The organism is Bradyrhizobium sp. SZCCHNR1002 (assembly GCF_032381435.1).
Taxonomy (GTDB): Bacteria; Pseudomonadota; Alphaproteobacteria; order Rhizobiales; family Xanthobacteraceae; genus Bradyrhizobium; species Bradyrhizobium aeschynomenes.
On the sequence record NZ_JAUHIS010000001.1, the window covers coordinates 1666721 to 1689109 of the forward strand.

At 65.7% G+C, this 22389-nt stretch carries 21 protein-coding genes and 1 pseudogene; 11 read left to right on the forward strand and 11 right to left on the reverse strand.

The annotated features are described in order from the left end of the window. Nucleotides 1-122: 122 nt before the first annotated feature. Nucleotides 123-434 (forward strand): hypothetical protein, encoded by a 312-nt coding sequence (locus QX108_RS07410; protein ID WP_315780123.1) that lies wholly within the window; start codon nt 123-125, stop codon nt 432-434. On the opposite strand, the gene QX108_RS07415 is transcribed toward QX108_RS07410, so the two are convergent. After that, nucleotides 431-913 carry a hypothetical protein gene (locus QX108_RS07415; protein ID WP_315780121.1) on the reverse strand — a complete coding sequence of 161 codons (483 nt, stop codon included), beginning with the start codon at nt 911-913 and terminating at the stop codon, nt 431-433. The two genes, QX108_RS07410 and QX108_RS07415, sit on opposite strands and share 4 nt — an antisense overlap. 335 nt (nt 914-1248) lie before the next feature. On the opposite strand from QX108_RS07415, the gene QX108_RS07420 reads away from it, so the two are divergent. The 4 genes from QX108_RS07420 (at nt 1249) to QX108_RS07435 (ending at nt 5236) form a co-directional block, all read left to right on the forward strand. After that, the gene (locus QX108_RS07420; RefSeq protein ID WP_315780119.1) at nt 1249-1518 is read left to right on the forward strand and encodes a hypothetical protein; all 270 of its coding nucleotides are present in this window, start codon (nt 1249-1251) and stop codon (nt 1516-1518) included. Nucleotides 1519-1743: 225 nt separating this feature from the next. After that, complete coding sequence (locus QX108_RS07425) at nt 1744-2634, forward strand: cation diffusion facilitator family transporter (RefSeq protein WP_315780117.1); 891 nt, start codon at nt 1744-1746, stop codon at nt 2632-2634. Between the two features lie 319 nt (nt 2635-2953). Then, nucleotides 2954-3535: a TRAP transporter small permease subunit gene (locus QX108_RS07430; protein ID WP_315720757.1), complete on the forward strand. Its 582-nt coding sequence runs from the start codon at nt 2954-2956 to the stop codon at nt 3533-3535. 24 nt (nt 3536-3559) lie between these two features. Continuing rightward, nucleotides 3560-5236 carry a TRAP transporter large permease subunit gene (locus QX108_RS07435; RefSeq protein ID WP_315720758.1) on the forward strand — a complete coding sequence of 559 codons (1677 nt, stop codon included), beginning with the start codon at nt 3560-3562 and terminating at the stop codon, nt 5234-5236. Between the two features lie 96 nt (nt 5237-5332). Here the strand turns inward: QX108_RS07435 and QX108_RS07440 are convergent, their stop codons facing one another. From QX108_RS07440 to QX108_RS07455, 4 genes are all read right to left on the reverse strand, one after another. Continuing rightward, entirely contained in the window at nt 5333-6421 is a 1089-nt protein-coding gene (locus tag QX108_RS07440) for a TRAP transporter substrate-binding protein (RefSeq protein WP_315780115.1), read from the reverse strand. A 175-nt stretch (nt 6422-6596) separates the two neighbouring features. Further along, complete coding sequence (locus tag QX108_RS07445; RefSeq protein WP_315780113.1) at nt 6597-7691, reverse strand: TRAP transporter substrate-binding protein; 1095 nt, start codon at nt 7689-7691, stop codon at nt 6597-6599. 176 nt (nt 7692-7867) lie between these two features. After that, the gene (locus tag QX108_RS07450) at nt 7868-8998 is read right to left on the reverse strand and encodes an Mrp/NBP35 family ATP-binding protein (RefSeq protein ID WP_315780111.1); all 1131 of its coding nucleotides are present in this window, start codon (nt 8996-8998) and stop codon (nt 7868-7870) included. Between the two features lie 132 nt (nt 8999-9130). Next, on the reverse strand, nt 9131-9577 hold the full coding sequence (locus tag QX108_RS07455) for a VOC family protein (RefSeq protein WP_172113408.1): 447 nt from the start codon (nt 9575-9577) through the stop codon (nt 9131-9133). 263 nt (nt 9578-9840) lie between these two features. On the opposite strand from QX108_RS07455, the gene QX108_RS07460 reads away from it, so the two are divergent. The 6 genes from QX108_RS07460 (at nt 9841) to QX108_RS07485 (ending at nt 17440) form a co-directional block, all read left to right on the forward strand. Then, nucleotides 9841-10710 (forward strand): NAD(P)-dependent oxidoreductase, encoded by an 870-nt coding sequence (locus QX108_RS07460; protein ID WP_172113407.1) that lies wholly within the window; start codon nt 9841-9843, stop codon nt 10708-10710. Between the two features lie 344 nt (nt 10711-11054). Continuing rightward, entirely contained in the window at nt 11055-13457 is a 2403-nt protein-coding gene (locus QX108_RS07465; RefSeq protein ID WP_315780108.1) for a TonB-dependent receptor, read from the forward strand. Nucleotides 13458-13463: 6 nt separating this feature from the next. After that, entirely contained in the window at nt 13464-14912 is a 1449-nt protein-coding gene (locus QX108_RS07470) for a PepSY domain-containing protein (protein ID WP_315780106.1), read from the forward strand. A 119-nt stretch (nt 14913-15031) separates the two neighbouring features. After that, nucleotides 15032-16630, forward strand: a complete 1599-nt coding sequence (locus tag QX108_RS07475) for a HAMP domain-containing sensor histidine kinase (RefSeq protein WP_315780104.1) — start codon at nt 15032-15034, stop codon at nt 16628-16630. 47 nt (nt 16631-16677) lie between these two features. Continuing rightward, complete coding sequence (locus QX108_RS07480) at nt 16678-16875, forward strand: DUF1289 domain-containing protein (protein WP_315780101.1); 198 nt, start codon at nt 16678-16680, stop codon at nt 16873-16875. Between the two features lie 28 nt (nt 16876-16903). Continuing rightward, nucleotides 16904-17440: a TIGR02281 family clan AA aspartic protease gene (locus tag QX108_RS07485; RefSeq protein WP_172113402.1), complete on the forward strand. Its 537-nt coding sequence runs from the start codon at nt 16904-16906 to the stop codon at nt 17438-17440. 110 nt (nt 17441-17550) lie between these two features. Here QX108_RS07485 and dusA read toward each other — a convergent pair whose 3' ends face one another. The 6 genes and pseudogenes from dusA to QX108_RS07515 form a co-directional block, all read right to left on the reverse strand. Next, complete coding sequence (gene dusA, locus QX108_RS07490) at nt 17551-18549, reverse strand: tRNA dihydrouridine(20/20a) synthase DusA (RefSeq protein ID WP_315780099.1); 999 nt, start codon at nt 18547-18549, stop codon at nt 17551-17553. Nucleotides 18550-18727: 178 nt separating this feature from the next. Next, a complete protein-coding gene (locus QX108_RS07495) occupies nt 18728-19114 on the reverse strand; it encodes a hypothetical protein (RefSeq protein WP_315780098.1) in 387 nt (128 codons plus the stop codon). Continuing rightward, nucleotides 19098-19643: an FAD-binding protein gene (locus tag QX108_RS07500; protein ID WP_315780096.1), complete on the reverse strand. Its 546-nt coding sequence runs from the start codon at nt 19641-19643 to the stop codon at nt 19098-19100. Before QX108_RS07500 ends, QX108_RS07495 begins: the two co-directional genes overlap by 17 nt. Nucleotides 19644-19737: 94 nt before the next feature. Beyond that, a pseudogene (locus QX108_RS07505) lies at nt 19738-19956 on the reverse strand (FAD-dependent oxidoreductase); the annotation flags it as partial. Further along, nucleotides 19956-21659, reverse strand: coding sequence for an FAD-dependent oxidoreductase (locus tag QX108_RS07510; RefSeq protein ID WP_315780094.1), 1704 nt, complete (start codon nt 21657-21659; stop codon nt 19956-19958). The pseudogene QX108_RS07505 and the gene QX108_RS07510, both read right to left, overlap by 1 nt. Continuing rightward, complete coding sequence (locus QX108_RS07515; protein ID WP_315780092.1) at nt 21656-22366, reverse strand: SDR family oxidoreductase; 711 nt, start codon at nt 22364-22366, stop codon at nt 21656-21658. The genes QX108_RS07510 and QX108_RS07515 overlap by 4 nt, the downstream gene beginning before the upstream one ends. Nucleotides 22367-22389: the final 23 nt, after the last annotated feature.

Here is a 22389-nt window from a genome sequence, read left to right on the forward strand (position 1 = left end):
TGACGACGTCGCAGACGGCAAGGCGGCCAGCCCCCGACCAAGACCCGCGTGCAGGAGCAGCGGAGGTTTGCAGCCCGACCGACACGTCGCCGTCAGGGCGAGTTGTCGCAAACATACACCCAATGCCGGTCTGCCGGGAGATTGTCGCCGAGCTTTTTTGCTCAGGCTGCGCTATCAAAGCGACAACCGATTGCGACGCCCAGGCAGATCAACGGGAATCTCTTCCCGGCCGGCCATCCCTGGTACCGCGTCTGGCATGGCTCGGCTGTCTCGATCTCGAAATGGCCCTGGTCGGCGTCGTGCTCGGCAGCAGCTATTTCGGACTCAACATACTGATCACCTGTCGCTGGCTGCGCATGAACCGCAACGATGCCTTCAGCGCGCTGCGCATCGGCCGCTTCAACAATCTCCCTGCTGACTGCGAGCGGAGCTAGGAGGCGGTTCTCGGCAATCGAGACACGTCCACTCCGGCTGCCTCCAGTCGCTTCTGAGCCGCAGAGACGACGCTCGCGTCGAACTGATCAGCATGCCGCAGGACGATTGCCTCGCCCGTGAGCTCCGGCATTTTGCGCTCGAGCAGCATGTCGAACCCATCCGTGCTCTGGCCGGCGAGAGCCCAGTCCCTCAGCGTCGCGATCTCACCAACCCTGGACACTTTTTGCCTGGTACGCGCCAGCCGCGTTGTCCTGCCCCGCTCCGCAGTGAGGATATGTTCGAATGCATAGATCGTTCTCCAGAAATCGTGTTGCACGGTGCCCGGAGCTTCGTTGGGCAGGATTTCCACCAAGCGACGAAAGGCAGCATCTTCAACGTCCTTCTGCTCAGCCTTCCGAGCATTGGCAATCCAGCTGCGCAGCTTCTCCTCATCATGGCAGGCGGCGATCAGACCAAGCATCCTGGTGGAATCCGGCATCCGTCTCTCCCTCAGACAAGCACAACAGAGCGTACACGCCGCTCCTGATGAGTCGAGGGCTGCATCCATTCATCTCCGCAAAGGATGTGACGAAGCTCCGCGCAGTTCATATTGCCGTGCGTATATGCGCGATGCCGGCGTCATCGTCCCCTGACGCGCTCGAGCGTTCACCGCACAGCACGCTGCGGCGCGGCGATTGTCCTCAGCCATGCCCGGTCGGAACCACAGACGGCCCGGCGAGTTGCTCAGCCACGGAGAGGATCGAGCGATGCCCAGCTCGTCTGTTCATCGCCTCGGTGCTTCCCTTCGGCAAACAACTGGACAGAGAGGCGACAATGAAAGCTCCCCTTCTTCTCGCTGGCGCACTGATCGTCGGATCGCTGGCCCCGGCGCTTGCTGATGAATACTACGTCGTGCAGGGACCGAGCCACCGCTGCACGATCACCACCACCCGTCCCGCCGACCGGGAGATCGTGACGCAGATCGGGCCGATGGCGTTCACCAGCCGCGTCGAGGCCGAGGACCGCATCAGGCAGACCAAGGTCTGCGAGGACTCGGGCACCGTCGGCACCAGCACCACCACCACGATCATCAGGGAGAAGTAGTCGGCATCGATCCCTGAACTCTGGCGATGCGAAAGGTCGTGCCCATCGCGACGGGCACGTCCTTTCTGTTTCCGCGGGATCGTTCCGTCGAGGCGGTATCGTGGCCCGGTGCCTCGCCGAGCATGCGACGAAGCATCAACTCTCCTGCGATCCGGTCGCAGCAACAGACGTTGCGTTCCATCGCCGCCTTGAGTACCTCGCAACTCTCGGCCGGATCAGGACATCATGCTTTCGCAATCGCTCAAGCTCGCCATCGGCAGTCTCGTGGTCGGAGCGATCGTGCTCGGCCTGAAATTTCTCGCCTATTGGCTGACCGGCTCGGTCGCGCTCTACTCCGACGCCGTCGAGAGCATCGTCAACGTCGTCACCGCCGCGGTCGCGCTGCTCGCGGTGCGCATCGCCGCCAAGCCTCCGGACGCCAACCACCCTTTCGGTCACCACAAGGTCGAGTATTTCAGCGCGGTGATCGAAGGCGTCATGATCGTCGTCGCGGCGCTGCTGATCATCCACGAGGCCTATGGCAATTTCCGCGATCCGCAGCCGTTCGCGGCGCCGGTCGAGGGCCTCGCCGTGAACGGCTTCGCCAGCGTCGTCAATGCCGCCTGGTGCTGGCTGCTGATCACGCGCGGCAAGCGCCTGCGCTCGCCGGCGCTGGTCGCAGACGGCCGGCATCTCCTCACCGACGTCGTCTCCTCCGGCGGCGTGGTCATCGGGCTCGGCCTCGCGGTTGTGCTGAAGCTGCCCATTCTCGACCCCGCGCTGGCCTTGCTCGTCGCCGTCAACATCCTATGGTCCGGATGGCAGGTCCTGAAGGAATCGACCGGCGGGCTGATGGACGAAGCCGTCTCCGATGCCACGCTCGCGCGCATCCGGCAGATCATCAGCCAGCATGCCGACGGCGCGCTGGAGGCGCATGATGTCCGGACCCGGCATGCCGGCAAGCTGACCTTCATCGAGTTTCACCTCGTGGTCCCCGGCGAGATGTCGGTCAACCGGGCCCACGAGATCTGCGACCGGATCGAAGCCGCGCTGCGCGAGGACGACGAGCACAGCTGGATCACCATTCACGTCGAGCCGGAAAACAAGGCCAAGCACTCCGGCGTGGTCGTGCTGTAAAGCCGAAGCTTGCCGCGGCAGGGACCGGCGGCCGCTGATGCGGCTCTCGCCGGCCCGAAGATCCGGCTGGAGGATGTAGCTGCCAGGGATGGCCAGCGCGGTGTCGCGCCGGCCGGCTGCGACAAGCTGTGGCGCGGCGTCGTCACCGGTGCAACACATTGCGGCAGCGCCCCTTTTTGCCCATTTTCCGATTGACGGCAACAACGGGCGCTGAAATGGTGCCCCGGTTTTCGGAGCCTGCCGGGCCGCAAAAGGCCGCTGCGTACGCGCAGCCAGACGCGGGCCGTGAGACAATCTTGGGACAAGGGGGAGGATTGCGTTGCAAGCGTTGCTGAAATTGAGCCGTGGGATCGATGCGTTCACGACCTGGACCGGCAAGCGACTGGCCTGGCTGATCCTGCTGGCCGTCATCATCTCGACCGTCAACGCCATCATCCGCAAGACGCTCGACACCTCGTCGAACTCCTGGCTGGAGCTGCAATGGGTGCTGTTCGCGGCGGTCTTCCTGCTGTGCTCGCCCTGGACCCTGCTGGACAACGAGCACATCCGCATCGACATCGTGAACGCCATGCTGCCGAAATGGCTGCGCGACACCATCGACGTCGTCGGTCACGTCCTCTTCCTGATCCCGCTCTGCATCGTCATGATCATCACCAGCGTGCCGTTCTTCCTGCGCTCGGTGGAAATCAACGAGCAGTCCAGCAATGCCGGCGGCCTGCCGCAATGGCCGGCGAAATCGCTGATCATGATCGGGTTCGTCTTCCTGCTCGTGCAGGCCATCTCCGAGCTGATCAAGCGCATCGCGGTCATGCGCGGGCTCATTCCCGATCCCCACGCTTCGAAGCCTCACGGGATCGAGGCCGAGGTCGAGCACCTCGTCGAAGCGATCGAGAAGAAGTAAGCGACGGGCTGGGGGATTATTTCAATGGAAGCGTTTCTGATCGCCAATATGGCGCCGATCATGTTCGGCTCGCTCGTCGTCATGCTGCTGCTCGGTTATCCGGCAGCGTTCTCGCTCGGCGCCGTCGGCCTGTTCTATGCCCTCATCGGCATCGAGCTCGGTGAATTTCGGCCGGACTTCCTGCAGGCACTACCCGAACGTGTCTACGGCGTGATGAACAACGACACGCTGCTGGCGATCCCGTTCTTCACCTTCATGGGCCTGGTGCTCGAACGGTCGGGTATGGCGGAGGATCTGCTCGACACGATCGGGCAGCTGTTCGGCACCATCCGCGGCGGCCTCGCCTATGCGGTCATCTTCGTCGGCGCGCTGCTTGCGGCCACCACCGGCGTGGTCGCGGCGTCCGTGATCTCGATGGGCCTGATCTCGCTGCCGATCATGCTGCGCTACGGCTATGACCGGCGCCTGGCCTCGGGCGTCATCGCCGCCTCCGGCACGCTGGCGCAGATCATTCCGCCGTCGCTGGTGCTGATCGTGATGGCCGACCAGCTCGGCAAGTCCGTCGGCGACATGTACGAGGGCGCCTTCATCCCCGGCCTCGTGCTGTCGGCGCTCTATGCCGGCTACGCCTTCCTCGTCAGCATGATCTTCCCGAAGGCGGCGCCCGGCCTGCCGGCCGAGGCGATCGGCTTCCGTGAGGACTCCGGCGACCGCGGGCTGCGATCGCTCGGCGTGCTGTTCCTGGCGAGCTGCGTGTTCGGCTGGTACGTGATGCGCGGCTCCGAATATCATGGCGCCGACTTCGTTGTGCTCAGCATGTTCTCCGGCATCGTGTTCGCCTTCGCCGTCGCGGTGGTGAACTGGCTGCTGGAGCGCACCACCGGATACCGCTTCCTGTCGCGCATGGCACAGCAGACCACCTTCGTGATGGTGCCGCCGCTGTTCCTGATCTTCCTGGTGCTGGGCACGATCTTCATCGGCTTGGCGACCCCGACCGAAGGCGGCGCGATGGGTGCGGCCGGCGCGATCATCCTCGGCGCGATCAAGCGCCGGCTCAGCTTCGACCTGGTTCGCCAAGCCGTCGAATCCACGGCGAAGTTGTCGGCTTTCGTGGTCTTCATCCTGGTTGGCGCCCGCGTGTTCTCGCTGACCTTCTACGGCGTCAATGGCCACGTCTGGGTCGAGCACCTGCTGACCTCCCTGCCCGGCGGCCAGATCGGCTTCCTGATCTTCGTCAACGCCTTCGTGTTCGTGCTGGCCTTCTTCCTCGACTTCTTCGAGCTGGCCTTCATCATCATCCCGCTGCTCGGGCCCGCTGCCGAAAAGCTCGGCATCGACCTGATCTGGTTCGGCGTCATCCTCGGCGTCAACATGCAGACTTCGTTCATGCATCCGCCGTTCGGCTTCGCGCTGTTCTATTTGCGCTCGGTGGCGCCGAAGGATTCCTATCTCGACCGCGTCACCGGGAAGCGGATGGAGCCGGTCACGACGGGACAGATCTATTGGGGCGCGGTGCCGTTCGTGGTGATCCAGCTGATCATGGTGATGCTGGTGATCCTGTTCCCCTCGATGGTGATGCACTACAAGGGCGCCGTCTCCACCGTCGATCCAAACTCGATCAAGATCGACATCCCGCAGATCGACGCGCCGCCGCTGGATTTCGGTCCGCCGAAATTCGACACCGATCCGCCGAAGCAGTGATGACCGCGGCGCTCCATCGCTCAGACAACGAAAAACCCCGGCGCATTGCGCCGGGGTTTTGTCTTGCGTGTGCGCGAGACGAAAGGCGGCGCGAGCTCAGGCGAGCGGATTGCGCGCCATGAAGGCGTCGTAGCCGATCTCGGCGACCTGGAACCAGGAGTAGCCGTTGCCGGCGAAGGCCGACAGCGATTCGTAGGTCTTCTTGAAGTCGGGGTTGGTGGCCGCGACCTCGTTGTGCAGCTCGCGGGCGGCCTTCAGGCAAGCCTGCATGATCTCCGGCGAGAACGCGTGCAGCTTGGCGCCGGCGGCGAGCAGCCGGCGCAGCGCCGCCGGATTGCTCTGGTCGTACTTGGCCATCATCCAGTTGTTGGCATAGTGGCCGGCGTGCTCGAGGATCTTCTGATAGTTCTTGGGCAGCGCATTCCAACGATCCTGATTGACGAAGGAGAGCAGTATCGGTCCGCCCTCCCACCAGCCCGGATAGTAGTAGTGGGGCGCGACCTTGACGAAGCCGAGCTTCTCGTCGTCGTAGGGTCCGACCCACTCGGCCGCATCGATCGTGCCCTTCTCCAGCGCCGGATAGATGTCGCCTCCGGCGATCTGCTGCGGCACCGCACCGAGCTTCTGCAGCACGCGGCCGGCAAAACCGCCGACGCGGAATTTCAGTCCCTTGAGATCGTTGACGCCTGTCAGCTCCTTGCGGAACCAGCCGCCCATCTGACAGCCGGTGTTGCCGGCCAGCAGCGAGACGACATTGTACTTCGCGTAGAACTCGTTGAGGATCTCACGTCCTCCGCCGAGCATGTACCAGGCCTGATTGAGGCGCATGTTTGGCCCGAACGGCACCGACGAGCCGAAGGTGAAGGTCGGGTCCTTGCCGAAGTAGTAGTACGACGCGGTGTGGCCGATCTCGACGGTGCCGTTCTGCACGGCGTCGAGGACCTGCAGGCCGGGCACGATCTCACCGGCTGCGAACGGCTGGATCTGGAATTTGTTGTCGGTGGCCTCGGCGACCACCTTGGCCATGATATCGGCGCCGCCATACAGCGTGTCGAGCGATTTCGGCCAGCTCGTCGGCATGCGCCATTTCAGCTCGGGCATCGATTGCGCGATGGCCGGCGCCGCAATGGCCGCCGCACCAGCAACGCCGAGTCCCGTGACCTTGATGAAGTCTCTCCGCTTCATAGTCTTCCTCCCTTGGGTGTGTGCGCGTTTCCTGGGCAGCCTTCTTGTGAGGCTTGTGTTCCAGTGTGGATCAAAGCGCGGCAGAGTGCCATTGCGAAACGTTGTCGCAATGCAAAAGCCCGGCCTCTTGCGAGGCCGGGCTTTATGTCGATCCGCCGATCTTGGATGCTTGCGATCAGCCGCGGGTGCGCGAGCGGATCATGAAGCTGTCGTAGGTATACTCGGCGACCTGCCACCACAGATATTCATCCGAGCGGTAGGCCTGCATCGCGTCGATCACCTTCTTGAAGTCGGCATTCTTGGCCGAGATCTCGCCCCACAGCTCATTGGTCGCCTTGAGGCAGGCTTCGAGCACCTCGTTGGTGAACGGACGCAGCTGCGTGCCGCCGGCCACCAGCCGCTTCAGCGCCGCCGGGTTCACCTGGTCGTAGCGCGCAGCCATCCAGGTGTTGGCGTTGATCGTCGCGTTGGCGAGGATCGACTGATAGTGCTTCGGCAGCTCGTTGTACTTGTCGAGGTTGGCGAAGGCGTGGACGGTCGGACCGCCCTCCCAGAAGCCCGGATAGTAGTAGTACTTGGCAACCTTCTGGAAGCCGAGCTTCTCGTCGTCATAGGGACCGACCCACTCGGCGGCGTCGATGGTGCCCTTCTCCAGCGACGGATAGATGTCGCCGCCCGCGAGCTGCTGCGGCACGACGCCGAGCTTCTGCAGCACCTGACCGGCGATGCCGCCGATGCGGAATTTCAGGCCCGAGAGGTCGGTGACGGTCTTGATCTCCTTGCGGAACCAGCCACCCATCTGGGTGCCGGTGTTGCCGCAGGGGAAGCCGATGACGTTGGCGGCCTTCTTGTAGAATTCGTTGGCGAGCTCGTTGCCGCCGCCCTGGTACAGCCAGGAGTTCTGCTGCCGGGCATTGAGGCCGAACGGGACCGAAGCGAAGATCGCGAAGGTCGGGTCCTTGCCGACGTAATAGTACGACACCGTATGGCACATCTCGACGGTGTTCTTGGAGGTGGCGTCGAGCGCCTGCAGACCCGGAACCAGCTCACCGGCCTGGAAGACCTGGATCTGGAACTTGTTGTCGGTCATCTCGGCGACCTGCTTCGCCATGTACTCGGCGCCGCCATAGATCGTGTCGAGCGACTTCGGGAAGCTCGAGGTCAACCGCCACTTGATTTCCGGCATCGACTGCGCGATCGCCGGCGAGGCCACCGCAGCCGTCGCCGCGGCACCCGCGGCCGAAACCTTCAGAAAATCACGACGCTTCATATTAAGGCATCTCCTTGTTGGGGGCGTTTCCCGTTGCAAACTTTATCCGCCGACACGATTGGCCGCGTACGGTCGAAGGCGATCCGGGCCGGGCTTTAGCACGGAACCGGTTAAGCGAAAACGCGACGTTGGGATGACAAACAGTCCAATGGTCGCACGCACTTCGCTGCAGTGCATCAAGCCGCAGCGATGGCGCCCTTGAGCTGATCCCGCACCGAGGACGCGATAGTCCGGTAGATCGCCGCATGCGGGCCGTTCGGCTCGCTCTCCACCACCGGGTTGCCGGCATCCGAGGTCGAGCGGATGTCCATGTGCAGCGGGATCTCGCCGAGGAACGGCACGCCGAGACGCTCGGCCTCGTGGCGCGCACCGCCATGGCCGAAGATGTCCGAACGCGTCCCGCATTGCGGACACTGGAAATAGCTCATGTTCTCGATGATGCCGAGCACGGGCACGTTGACCTTGCGGAACATCGCAAGCCCCCGGCGGGCGTCGATCAGCGACAGATCCTGCGGCGTCGAGACGATCACCGCACCCTTCAGCGGCACGTTCTGCGCCAGCGTGAGCTGGGCGTCGCCGGTGCCGGGCGGCATGTCCACCACCAGGACATCGAGCGTCCCCCAGGCGACGTCGCGCAGCATCTGGTTGATGGCCGACATCACCATCGGACCGCGCCACACCAGCGCCGAGTCCTCGTCGACCAGGAAGCCGATCGACATGATCGCAAGGCCGAAGCGGGACAGCGGGATCATCTTCTTTTCGGGCGTCAGCTGCGGCTTCTCCTGCAGCCCGGTGAGCCGCGGCACCGATGGGCCGTAAATGTCGGCGTCGAGCAGCCCGACCTTGAGACCGAGATCGCGCAGGCCCAGCGCGAGGTTGATCGCGGTGGTCGACTTGCCGACGCCGCCCTTGCCGGAGGCGACCGCGATGACCGCAGCGATGCCGGGAATCGCCGCCTGCTTCGACATCGGCGAATCGGCCGGATGCTGGTGCTGATGCGGCCGATGCGCCGCGACCGGCTGCACGCCGCCCTGCCGCGGCGGCGGGGCCGCAGCACCCGCCTTGCGCTCGGCGGTCAGCGCGATCATCGCCATGGTGACGCCGGGAATGGCGCGCACGGCGGCCTCGGCCTTTGCCCGGGTATCCTCCCAGGCGCGCGCCTCGCTGGCCTCGACATTGATCGAGAAGAACACCTTGCCGTCGTTTGCCGTGATCGGCGACAGCACGCCGGCTTCGGGCAGCGCCACGCCGCGCGGCGAGCGAACCTGCTTGAGTGCCTCGATGACCTGCTGCTGCGTCACGCTCACGGCGCGTCTCCTGAATAGGCTCAGAACGCGCCACATCGTCGCGCCCTATGATGTTGGCCGGACGCGATCTTCCGTCGTTGCCGAAAGGATCGCGTCAGCCCTCTGTTGCGCTGCTTCATAATGAAGCCCGGCTCAAAACGCCACCATGGTTCCGACGTCGCCGGAGTTCTCGTCAGGCGCATCCTCGGCCTGCTCCTTCGCTGCCTCGTAATTGAGCTCGATCATCACGCCGTTGGGGTCGCGGACGAAGATCTGCCACAGCTCGCCGCCGGGCACCTGCCGCGCATCGAACGGCATCCCCTTGGCTGCGAGCCGCGCCTTCATGCCGGCAAAGCCACGGCTGACGAAGGCCACGTGGTGGACGACGCCGGAGTCCGGCTTCTGCGCCTCGGAGGTCGGCGAGATGTCGACCAGATGCACGACGGGACGGCCCTCGCTGTACATCCACGCGCCGGGAAACGCGAAGTTCGGCCGGTCGCCATTCTCGAGCCCGAGCACGTCCTCATAGAAGCGCACGGTCTCCTGCAGGTTGCGGGTCCGGATGTTGAAATGATCGAGCACGCCGACGCTGACGCCCATGCGAGACACTCCCTGGTTGGTTCGTTGCTTGTCTGGATTTCGTCCGTGGAATGACGGCTTTGCAAGCCGTCCTGACCATGCCTCTTTAGCACGCCGGCGCCTTTTCGCATCCGTCACGAAGCCGTTGCCCCCGCCTCGCAAGCCGTTATGGTGCGGCGTCCAGCGCGCCGCCGGAACCCGGCCGGCTGCTGATGTTTTCCTCTCCAAGAACCGCCCGGCCATCCCAAGGCCGCCGGCAGAACCCCAAGGGCAAGGTCACTCATATGGCTAAAGTCGCTTTCATCGGTCTCGGCGTCATGGGGTTCCCCATGGCGGGACATCTCGTGAAGAAGGGTGGTCACGAGGTCACCGTCTACAACCGCACGGCAGCCAAGGCGAAGGAATGGGCCGACAAGTTCGGCGGCAAGACCGCGGCGACGCCGAAGCAGGCCGCCGAAGGCCAGGACTTCGTGATGTGCTGCGTCGGCAACGACAACGATTTGCGCTCGGTCACGATCGGCCCCGACGGCGCCTTCGCCGGCATGACCAAGGGCGCGACCTTCGTCGACCACACCACGGCATCAGCTGAAGTGGCACGTGAGCTCGACGCCGCAGCCACCAAGTCCGGCTTCAAATTCATCGACGCGCCCGTCTCGGGCGGCCAGGCGGGCGCCGAGAATGGCGTGCTGACCGTGATGTGCGGCGGCACCCAGGATGCCTTCGCGGGCGCCGAGCCGGTGATCGCGGCCTATGCCCGGATGTGCAAGCTGCTCGGACCGGCCGGCTCCGGCCAGCTGACCAAGATGGTCAACCAGATCTGCATCGCGGGTCTCGTGCAGGGCCTCGCCGAGGGCATCCATTTCGCGAAGAAGTCGGGCCTCGACGTGCCGGCGGTCATCGACACCATCTCCAAGGGCGCCGCCCAGTCCTGGCAGATGGAGAACCGCTACAAGGCCATGAACGAAGGCAAATATGACTTTGGCTTTGCAGTGGAATGGATGCGCAAGGACCTGTCGATCTGCATCAGCGAGGCGCGCCGCAACGGCGCCCATCTGCCGGTGACCGCGCTGGTCGATCAGTTCTACTCCGAGGTCGAGAAGCTCGGCGGCAAGCGCTGGGACACGTGCAGCCTGCTCGCGCGGCTGGAGAAGTGACGCGGTCGCGTCCCATCTGATCCCCTGCCGCCGCTTCCGCGCGGCGGCAGGCTTCGTCCGCGCTGGCGCTTTCTCCTCCCCGCCCTGTCCGCGGCGCGACCGGAGCACGACGTGCCCGCCCAGAGCAGCGCCCGTTGCGCGCCAAGCGACTCGCTGTTACCGATTGCAATCGCTAATCGTTCGCAGATGTCGCTCGATCGAGACACATACGAGGAGAAGGAAGCAAATGTAATGTTATAACATTACATTTGCTCCCACCTACGCTAACTCTCGTCCCCGCTACGACGAACTTTGGCTTGGAAGCGGAGCGCCGGGCAGCCGGCATCCGCGGTGGGGAATTCGGAATGAGCACGCGAAACGTCTGGGCTTCGATATCGCTGGCGGGAGTGATGCTGGCAGGCTGGTCCGCCATGCCGGCGGCCCATGCGCAGCAGGCCACGAGCGGGAGGCGGACGACGGCGGATACGCCGCTGCCGGACGTCACGGTCGATGCGCCGCGCCAGCGGCAGGTGGCCGGCCGGGCGTCATCGGCGGCGCAAGCCGCCAGGCGGATGCTGCGGCCTGCGGCGCGGCGCGCGGCTGCGCCGGCACAGGCAGCGGCGCAGGCCACTCCCTCCTCCGCCGGCTCGGCCGCGACGCCCCTCAACGGCAATGCGACGCCTGCGATCGGCAGCCGCCTCGGCCTGACGGCGCGCGAGGTGCCCGCGGCGCTCGAAGTGATCGGCGCCGAGACGCTGCGTGAACAGGGCTACCATACGACGATCGACGCGGTGAAAGGCGCGACCGGCGTCAGCGCCGGCGATGCGCCGAACGATGTCGGCTTTGCGATGCGCGGCTTCCAGGGCAACCAGGTCAACGTGCTCTACAACGGCATCAACATCGGCCCGACCGGCTTCACGGCGCTGACGATGGAGACCTTCAATCTCGACCGCGTCGAGTTTCTCAAGGGTCCCTCCTCGCTGAGTTCAGGCCAGGGCGCCGTCGGCGGCACCATCAATTTCGTCACCAAGACCCCGCACACCGGCCCTGTGCAGAACGAGGCTTTCGTCGGCTTCGACCAGCGCGGCACGTTCCGGAGCGGCTTCGGCTCGGGCGGCAGCACCACCGTCCCTGGGCTCGACTACCGCTTCGACATCAGCCGGACCAAAGAAGTCGGCTTCATCGACGACACCGAGTTCAAGAACGTCCACGTGTCCGGACAATTGAACTATCGCCTGTCCGACAGCTTCAAGACCTTCGTTGCCGCCGAATTCAAGGACTACAAGGCCAAGCCCTATGAGGGCACGCCGCTGGTGCCCTTGAGCTTCAGCGGGGCCAATGCGACCAGCGGAATCGTCTCCGGCACCAAGATCTCCGCCTACAATGGCAGCAACCTTGGCGCAGTCACCATCGACGGCCGCACGTTGTCGACCAACTATAACGTCGTCGACGGCCACAAGACGATCAAGGAATCCTGGATCCGCAGCGGGTTCGAATGGGACCTGAACAACGCGGTGAAGCTCAGGAGCCAGATCTACAACTACAATGCCAGCCGCGACTGGTACAACAACGAGGTGTCGGCGTTCAACGCCGATGCGAAGGACGGCAGGCCCATCGACCGGGAACGCTTCTTCGTCCATCACAACCATAACATCGTCGGCAACATCACCGACTTGACCTGGAATGGCAGCATCTTCGGCCTGGACAACCGCTTGGTCACCTCGGTCGAGAGCTCGCATACCGACTTCTCGCGGCCGGGTGCTGCGAACTTCTTCCATGACACGGTCCCGCTGGTCGGATTCGATAGAGGCATCTTCGGCAACTTGACGACACAGTTGCAGACAGCGACGATCGACAGTGTTGCACTCAACGTCGAGGATCGGCTGAAGCTCACCGACAGCTTCGCCCTGATCGGCGGCCTGCGCTACAATCCTTTCACGCTCGATCGCAACTGGATCAGGAACGGCGCTGAGCGGCCCGGTTTTCCTTATTCAAAGAGCTGGCGGCCGCTCACCGGCCGCATCGGCTATACCTGGGAGGCGCTGCCGGGCACCACCTTCTACAGCCAATATGCGACCGCGACCGACATCTCGGCCGACAGCATTTTCATCCTGACTCCCACGCAGAACCTGACGCTGTCGGACTCCCGCAGCTACGAGACCGGCGTCAAGCAGCTCGCCTGGAACGGCCGCGCCGAGTGGACCTTCTCGGCCTTCGACATTGAACGCAACAACGTCTACAGCGCCCAGGCCGGCCAGCAGCTCAATCTTGCCGGCAAGGTGAAGTCGCAGGGCATCGAGATCGCAGCCGCGGTGCGGCCGACGCCGGAGAGCAAGCTCTGGGGCAATGTCGCCTATGTCCGCGCGCGCTATGCCGACTACGATCTCGCCGACGGCAGCGGCTCGTTCTCCGGCAACACGCCGCCGAACATTCCCGCCGTCATCGTCAATGGCGGTGCCTCCTATCGCTTCCTCAATCCGGGCTGGTGGCCGGTCGAGCTCGGCTTCTCGGTCCGTCACGTCGGCGACCGCTGGAGCACGGACGCCAATACGGTGAAGCTGCTGGCCTACACGACCGCCGACCTGTTTGCGTTTGTCGATCTGCCGAAGGTGCCGCTGTTTGCGACCGCGACCAGCACGCGCCTCGCCTTCCGCGTCCGCAACGTCACCGACAAGCGCTATGCGGCCTGGAGCGATCCGTTCTATCCCGACCAGATCTTCTTAGGCGCGCCCCGCACCTACGAGGTCGAAGCCTCGTTCAAGTTCTGAGGCGGCATGATCCGGGCGCTGATCCTCACGCATCGCTGGCTCAGCATTCCCCTTGGCCCGCTGTTCGTGCTGTGGTTCGCCACCGGCATCGTGATGCACTTCGTGCCGTTCCCGGCACAGACGGAGAGCGAACGCTTCGCGGGACTGGCGGCGTTTGACCTCTCCGCCGGCCTGCGCAGCCCCGCGGAGGCGCTCGCCGCTGGTGGCATCGAGCGTCCCATCCGCGTCCGGCTCATGCAGCGCGTCGACGGGGCGGTCTATGTCATCTCCGCGCACGGTCGCAGCACGGCCATCCATGCCGACACGCTGGCGGCGGCCGATGTGACGGACCCCAGCCTCGCTCTGTCGATTGCCCGCACCACCGCGCAACGGCGCGGACTTGACGCCAGCGGCGCTACCATCGCCGCACGCGACGACTACGACCAATGGACGGTACCGAACCGTTTCGATCCCCATCGCCCGCTGTACCGGATCGCGCTCAACGATTCGCAGGGCAGCGAGCTCTATGTCTCGTCGCGGACCGGCGAGGTGGTGCTCGACACCACGCACTTCGAGCGTGCCTGGAACTATGTCGGCAGCGTCGTGCACTGGATCTATCCGACATTGCTGCGCAAGGACTGGGCGGCCTGGAACATCGTAGTCTGGTGGCTGTCGCTCGCGGCGGTCATGGCGGCCGTGACGGGCGCCCTGCTCGGCCCCGTCAGGCTGCGACGGCGCAAGGCGCGGCTGTCCTCGCGTTACCACGGCTGGCACTTGTGGCATCATTGGGCCGGCCTCATCTGCATGCAGTTCGTGCTCACCTGGATCGTCAGCGGCTGGCTGTCGATGGACCACGGCCGGCTGTTTGCGACCGGCCATCTCACCCCGCCCGAGGAGTCCATCCTCATTGGCGCACCCGACTGGACGGCCCTGAGCGCCACCACGCTCGCAACCGTCCATGGCGAGGTCCGTGAGATCGAGTGGTTCGCCTTCGGCGGCCAGCTTCATCAGCGTATCAGGCGCGCGCTGAGCCAGCAGCAGATGTCCGTGCTGGATGGCTCCACCTGGCGCATGGTCGGCCGATTCCTCCAGCCTGCAAACGTCAACGCCGTGACCGCCGATCTGCACGGCCGGTGCGCGCGCTCGACCGAGGTCGAGCCGGGCGACGACCATCCCTTCACGTCAGAGGTGCCGGGCGCCCCGGTCCATCGCGTGGTCTGCGGCGACACCTGGTATCATGTCGACTCCGCGTCGGGCGCTGTCCTCGAAAAGCTCGATCCGTCGCGGCGTGCCTATCGCTGGCTGTATCAGGCGCTGCATACGCTCGACTTTCCGACCTTGCTGGCTCACGCGACGCTGCGCACGCTGCTCATCGTCGGCCTGTGCGGGCTCGGCGCGGCCTTCAGCATCACGGGCATGGTGATCGGATGGCGGCGGCTGCGTCTGCTCGGCGGCGCATCCCGCCACATTGGTTAATTTTAACGCGCGGTTAACGCAAATTTTTCGTTGTCTATAATCCGTCTTAAGGATTTCGAGCCAGTTATAGACGATGCAGAAAGCAGCCCGTGCGGCCCCGGGCAGGATTTGTGTTGTTGATGAGTAAACCCGCGGAAAAGCCCGAGATCGTCGAGCTTCCGGCCGATGCGCCGGCGCTCGGACCGGCAAGCCAGCGTCGGGCCGCGCAGCAGCGGGTGCGCGAGGCGCGCGACCGGTTAACGTCGACATCGGGAACGCGGCCGGCCTTCGATCGCGAGCTGCTGCGCCAATACGCCCAGACCCGCATCTCCGCCTCCTACATCGTGATGCTGCTGGTGGTGGCGACCGGCCTGATGCTCAGCGTCTGGCTGCATGCGGTTGCCGCCGGCGCCTGGACGCTCGGCGTGCTCTGCATTCACGCCGCGATCGTCCGCAATTGCACGAACTTCCTCGCCGACCAGCCGTCGATGGCGGCGACGCGGCGCTGGCGCACGCGCTTCGTGCTGCTCGACCTGCTCTACGGCGTGTGCTGGATGGCGATCCTCATCCACCCCGCGCTCGCCGAGGTGTCGGGCACGCTGATGATGTTCCTGATGCTGCTGGTGATCGCCGTCTCCAGCATGCTCGCCGCCAATCTGCCGGTCGCGGCCGTCGCCGTCACCGCGCCGGTCACCGTAGCGATCACGCTGAGCCTCGCGCTGTCAGGCACGTTCGACAACTATCTGCTCGCCGGATTTGCCGTCGCGGCCGAAGGCTATTTCGTGCTGCTGGCGCATCAGCTGCACTCGACCACGCTCGCGACGTTGGAGGCCCGCGCCGAGAAGGACGCGCTGATCGGCGAGCTCGAACAGGCCAAGGCGATCTCCGACGAGGCGCGCTACCGCGCCGAGGCCGCCAACGTGGCGAAGTCGCGCTTCCTCGCGCAGATGAGCCACGAACTGCGCACGCCCCTGAACGCCATCCTCGGCTTCTCCGAGGTGATGAAGAGCGAGATCTTCGGCAGCCACGCCGTGCCGGTCTACAAGGAATATTCCGCCGACATCCACAATTCCGGCGTCCACCTGCTCAACCTGATCAACGAGATCCTCGACCTGTCGCGGATCGAGGCCGGCCGTTACGAGCTGAACGAGGAGGCCGTCGCGCTGGTGCATGTCATCGCCGACTGTCACCATCTCCTGAAGCTGCGCGCCTCGAGCCGTGGCATCACCATCCACGAAGTGTTCGAGCAGAGCATGCCGCGGCTGTGGGCGGATGAACGTGCGATCCGCCAGGTCGTGCTCAATCTGCTGTCCAACGCGATCAAGTTCACCCCGCAGGGCGGCGAGATCTGGCTGAAGGCGGGCTGGACCGCGTCCGGCGGCCAGTATCTCAGCGTCAGGGACACCGGCTCCGGCATCCCCGAGAACGAGATTCCGATCGTGCTCGCCTCATTCGGCCAGGGCTCGAACTCGATCAAGTCGGCGGAACAGGGCGCGGGCCTCGGCTTGCCGATCGCCAAGAACCTGATCGAGATGCATGGCGGCACGTTCACGCTGAAATCGAAGGTCCGCATCGGCACCGAGGTGATCGTCACCTTCCCGCCGGAGCGGGTGATGTCGGCGCTGGCGCCGCTGTCCGACGAGGCGCCGCCGCTGCAACCTGAACCTGCCACAGCGCCCGCCCAGGAGAAGCGGCGACTGCTGCGCAAGCCGATCATGAATGCCGGAACGGGACTGTGAGATGATGGCACTTGCAAAGCCGGACCAGAACCTTTTTGACTGGCCTCATGAGCCAGGACACGCCCTGCATCGCCGTCTGCATGATCGACCCGAAGACCAAGCTGTGCTTCGGCTGCGGCCGCACGCTGCCGGAGATCGCGCGCTGGGGCAGCATGTCACGCGACGAGCGGCTCGCCTTGATGGACGGGCTGCGCACACGCATGCACGACGCCGGCCTGCCCGCGATGGCGCCCCGGCGCGGCTGAACGCGGCCGGCCGCACCGGAGGCGCGGCATGAACAAAGTCGTGCTCGTTCTCGTCACCATGGTGCTCACCGCGGGCGCCGTCATCGTCTACAAGGACCCCGAGCAGGCCGCGCTCGCCAGCGACACCGTGTCAGAGGTGCTGCGCAGCCGCGCGCTCAGGGCGAAGGCAACGCCCAAGACCAACGCCGTCGAGATCGAGCGCACCCGAGGCGGCGAGTTCGCGCTGCGCGCCAAGATCAACGGTGTCACGGCGCCGATGGTGGTCGACACCGGCGCCACCTCCGTGGTGCTGACCTACGAGACCGCAAAGGCCGCGGGCCTGCCGCTCGAGCTGCTCGACTACGACGTCGACGTCGAGACGGCCGGCGGCCACACCAAGGCGGCGCGGCTGACGCTGGACCGGCTGGCGATCGGCAAGCTGGTCGAGCGCTCGGTGCCGGCGCTGGTGGTGCGCAACGGCCAGATGAAGACCAACCTGCTCGGCATGAGCTTTCTCGACCGGCTCGAACGCATCGAGGTGCACTCCGACCGGTTGATGCTGCACGGCTATCCCGATCGCAGCTGACGCGCGTCGCGGCGGGCGTCGTCGCCTTGCGGGAGCGGCAGGCCCCGGCCGACGCTCTCCGCCACGGCCACACCCTGCCCCAGCGCCGCTGCCGACCGCCAACGGCCGGGTCAGGCGAGCGCGGCCGCCAGGGCACGCTCCTCGACCATCGCCACCGCCTCGCGCAGCACCTCGATGCCGGCATCGGGCTTGACGCCGCGCTCGGCAAGATGGCGGCGGAAGGCGCGCGCGCCGGGCACCGCGTGATAGGCACCGACGAGGTGCCGCGTGATGGCATGCAGCCGCGCACCCTGCCCGATCTGGCGTTCGATGTACGGTTCGAGCGCCGCCAGCGCGCCCTTCATCGTCTGGTGTGGCGCGGCCTCGCTGAACAGCACGGGGTCCACATCGAGCAGCCGCCACGGCTCCTGATAGGCGGCGCGCCCGAGCATCACGCCATCGACATGCGCGAGATGACCTCGCGCCGCCGCGATGCTGGTGATGCCGCCATTGATGATGACGGGCACGTGCGGCAGCCGCGCCTTGAGCCGGTACACCCGGTCATAGTCGAGCGGCGGGACGTCGCGGTTCTCCTTCGGCGACAGACCGTTCAGCCACGCCTTGCGCGCATGCACGATGAGCGCGTCGGCGCCGCTATCGACGACCGCATCCGCCAGCGCATCGAGCGCGACTTCGGGATCCTGATCATCGATGCCGATGCGGCACTTCACGGTGACCGGAATCCTCACCACGCGCTTCATCGCGGCAACGCAGGCTGCGACCAAGGCGGGCTCGGCCATCAGGCACGCGCCGAAGCGGCCGTCCTTCACGCGATCCGACGGGCAGCCGACATTGAGATTGATTTCGTCGTAACCGAACTCCTCGCCGATCTCGGCCGAGGTCGCGAGATCGGCCGGATCGGAACCGCCGAGCTGCAGCGCCACCGGATGCTCGCTCGCATCGAAGCCGAGCAGCCGTGCGCGATCGCCGTGGATGACGGCGCCGGTGGTCACCATCTCGGTATAGAGCAGCGCACGGCGCGACAGCAGCCGATGGAACACGCGGCAATGCCGGTCCGTCCAATCCATCATAGGCGCCACGGCAAATCTATGTAATTGATTTATTTGCATTTTTCGATTAAATTCAATCCGTTAGGTCGCGTCGTGTGCACTCTATTCTACGCCATAGTGCGACGTTTTTTCCGGCTTTTCGACGCCTCAGTGCACACGGAGCGCACACGCGTGGCAACTATCACCAGACTGAAATCCGGCTCTTGGAGAGCCCAAGTCCGACGAAAGGGGAAATATGTCAACGAGACGTTTCTCCGCCGAAAGGACGCCGAAGAATGGGGCATCGATATCGAGCGACGGATCGATCGCCAAGAATCGATAACGACTGATAGGTTGTCATCCGCACCTTGGCCATCGCCTTGGGAACGTTGACCGCGAAAGCATGCGGCGGCGCATATTGGCAAGCGCAGAGGCAGGCGCCGCAGTTGTGGCAGAGATTGGCGAGGTAGTGCGTGTCGGCGGCCGAGAACTCCAGCCGCCGCGTCATCGCCGGGAACACCGCGCAGTAGCGGCAGGCGTTGCAGATCTGCAAGACGCGCGCGACCTCCTCCTCGGAGGGGGACAGCAGCGAGGTCAAACCAGATGTCGTGGCGCAGGCCGCCTCAGTCTCAGCGAGCGGCGGCATGGGCCAGTTCCTCCTTGAAGTCCGGATGGGTGAAGCCGGCCGAGGCCGCGGCATTGACGCCGGCGATGCGGGTGCAGATGCCGCCGTGATACAAGGGCGCGCGGGCATCGATGGCGACGCAATGCGCCTGGGTCGGATCGCCGATCGCGTCGGCACCGGCCTCGAGCATGAACTTCAGCAGCACACCCTGATTGAAGCGGGTGCCACGGATCAGGAAGTTATCCGCCGGCCATTCGCCGCGCGCGTTCTGGCCCCAGGCCTGGCGCTGCCATTCCAGATTGGACTCGAAGCCGCCGCAGGCGAGCACGCACGACTTGGCCGTGATGTGCTCGCCGCTTGCGGTGATCGCCGCGACGAAGCGGCCGTCCTGCAATTCCAGGCTGGCCACCGGCGTGTCGTAGCGGATGGCGACGCCGAGCTCGGCCGCGCTGCGGTAGTAGGCGTTGACCGGCGCCTTGCCGCCGCCCATGAAGAAGGCGTTGGTGCGCGCGACGTGCAGTGCGCCCGACAGCGGCGGTTGGAAATGCACGCCATGGCGGCGCATCCAGGGCCGGCAGCGCCGAGTGGCGGATCACGAGGCGCGCCAGCATCTCATTGGTCAGCCCGCCCGTGACCTTCAGCAGGTCCTGCCAGTACTCTTCTTCCGGATAGGCCTCGACCAGCACGTCCTGCGGCGCGTCGTGCATGCAGCGCAGGTTGCGCACATGCATCGAATTGCCGCCGCGCCACACTTCGGGCGCCGCTTCCAGCAGCAGCACCGAGGCGTCGGCCTCGCGCGCCATCAGCGCCGCGCACAGCGCGGCATTGCCGCCGCCGATGACGAGAACATCGGGAGAGTGCATCAGATGTTTGCCCCTGCCGCTATGCGGCCGGCCAGCCAGCCGAAGGTCAGCGCCGGCCCCAGCGTAATACCCGGGCCGGGATAGGCGCCCGCCATGATCGAAGCCATGTCATTGCCGCAGGCGAACAGGCCGGTGATCGGCGCGCCGTCGTCACGCAGCACCCGTGCCCGGTCGTCGGTGACGATGCCGGCAGACATGCCGAGATCGGCCGGATAGACGGCAACGGCATAGAACGGCGGCTCGACAATCGGCGCGACACAAGGGTTGGGACGCTGATCAGCATCGCCAAGCGAGCGCTGGTAGATGTTACTGCCGCGGCCGAACGCAGGATCCTCACCACGCTCGGCATGGCGGTTGAACTCGCTCACGGTGCGCGCAAGCTCGCCGGGCGAAGCGCCGATCGCCTGCGCGAGCGTGTCGAGGCTATCAGCGCGCTTGAGATAACCGGAAGCAACATCGCCCGCGACGGAACGGGTAAATGGCTTGACCTTGCCGAGGCCGTACGTCCACAGAAAGCGCCGGTCGCAGATCAGCCAGGCAGGAATCGCGCCGGCATGCGCCAGCTGGGCGCGCACGAATTCATGATAGGACACCGCCTCGTTGACAAAGCGCTGACCGCTTGCGTCCACCGCGATCAGACCAGGCTTGGCGCGATCGGTGACCGTGTGGGGGAAGATACCGCGGCTGCCGTCGGCGCGCGTGAAGGTCGAAGCGGGCACCCAGAACGCGCCGTCGTTGGTCGGCTGCGACAGGCGCGCGCCGAGCGCCGTCGCGAGCCGCGCGCCGCGCGGCGCCGCGCCCGGATCAACGGTGGCGGACAGCGTACCGGCCGCCTGCGGCACGTAGTGGCGGCGCAGCTCGGCATCATGCGACAGGCCGCCGGTCGCCAGCACCACGCCGCGCCGCGCCGTGATCCAGCGGCTGCCGGCGCGATCGCCGACTTCGAGCTTCGACACCCTGCCCTGCGCGTCAGCCGCGAGCTGCCGCACCGCGGCGCCGGTGCGGATGGTGACGCCGTGGTCGAGCGCCGAGCGCAGCAGCCGCGCCACCAGCGCATTGCCGAGATAGAGCGTGGTGCCGCGCCGCGCCGACAGCCGCTGCAGGCCGTAACGTGTCAGGAGCCGCGCGGCATGCAGCGTCGAGCGCAGCGAACGCCCGACCCGGCGCAGATGGGGAATGTCCGCCCGGCTGATCATCATGCCGCCGAACAGCATGAACTCCGGCAACGGATCGCGCAGCAGCGCGAAGGCTTGGCCGAGCGCGCGCGCATCGAACGGCACCGGCTCCAGCACGCGACCGCCGGCGGTGGCGCCGGGCAGATCGGGGTAATAGTCCGGATAGGTCGGCACCGGCTGCAGCCGCAGCGCAGTGCGCGCCTCCAGGTCACGCAAGGCGTGACCGCCGAAGGCGAGGAACGTCTCGAGCCTTGCGCGATCGCTGCCGGGCACCGTCTCCTGCAGATAAGCGCGTGCCGCCTCCAGCGTGTCGGGCCGGCCTTCGGCAGCCGCCTTGTGATTGGCGGGAATCCACACCATGCCGCCGGAGATCGCGGTGGTACCGCCGATCACGTCGGCCTGCTCCACGAGCAGCACAGAACAGCCGTCCGCAGCGGCGACGGTCGCGGCGGTGAGGCCGCCGACGCCCGCGCCGACCACGACGACGTCAAACGTTCCGCCGGCGTCGGCCGGCGCAGCCTCGCTCATACCATGCCGCCATTGGGCTGCACGATCTGGCCCTGCACCCAGGAGGCCTGGTCGGAGGCGAGGAAGCGCACCACCTCGGCAATCTCGTCAGGCCGGCCGATGCGGTTGAACGGGCTGAACGCGGCCATGCGCTGCTTGGCTTCCTCGGTCTTGCCGGCGTTGAACAGGTCGGTGTCGACCGGTCCCGGCGCCACCGCATTGACGCGCACGCCGCGGCCTGAGAGCTCCTTGGCCATCGACCGCACCAGGCTCTCGACCGCCGCCTTGGTCGCGGCATAGGGCCCGGTGCCCGGCACGGCATGGCGCACCAGCGAGGTCGTGATCGCAACGATGGCGCCGCCGTCGCGCACCCGCCGCGCCGCTTCCGCCAGCACGTTGAAGGCGCCGATGACGTTGACCTCCATCAGCAGGCGGAAATCGTCCGGCTTGAAGCTGGCAAGGGGCCCTGCCGGCACGTTGATGCCGGCATTGGCGATCACCGCCTGCGGCGCGCCACCGAAATCGGCGGCGGCCTGCTCGAACACGCGCGCCACCGAGGCGGCATCGCGGATGTCGACCTGATACTGCTTGCCGGGAGCGTTGTCCGACGACTTGGTGGCGTAGGTCGAAGCCACCTGCCAGCCGGCGGCGGCGAATGCCTGCACGCAAGCGGCGCCGATGCCGCGCGAGCCGCCGAACACGAGAGCGATGGGAGAGGAGCTGGTCATTGGTGATTCCTTGGGAGACGAAA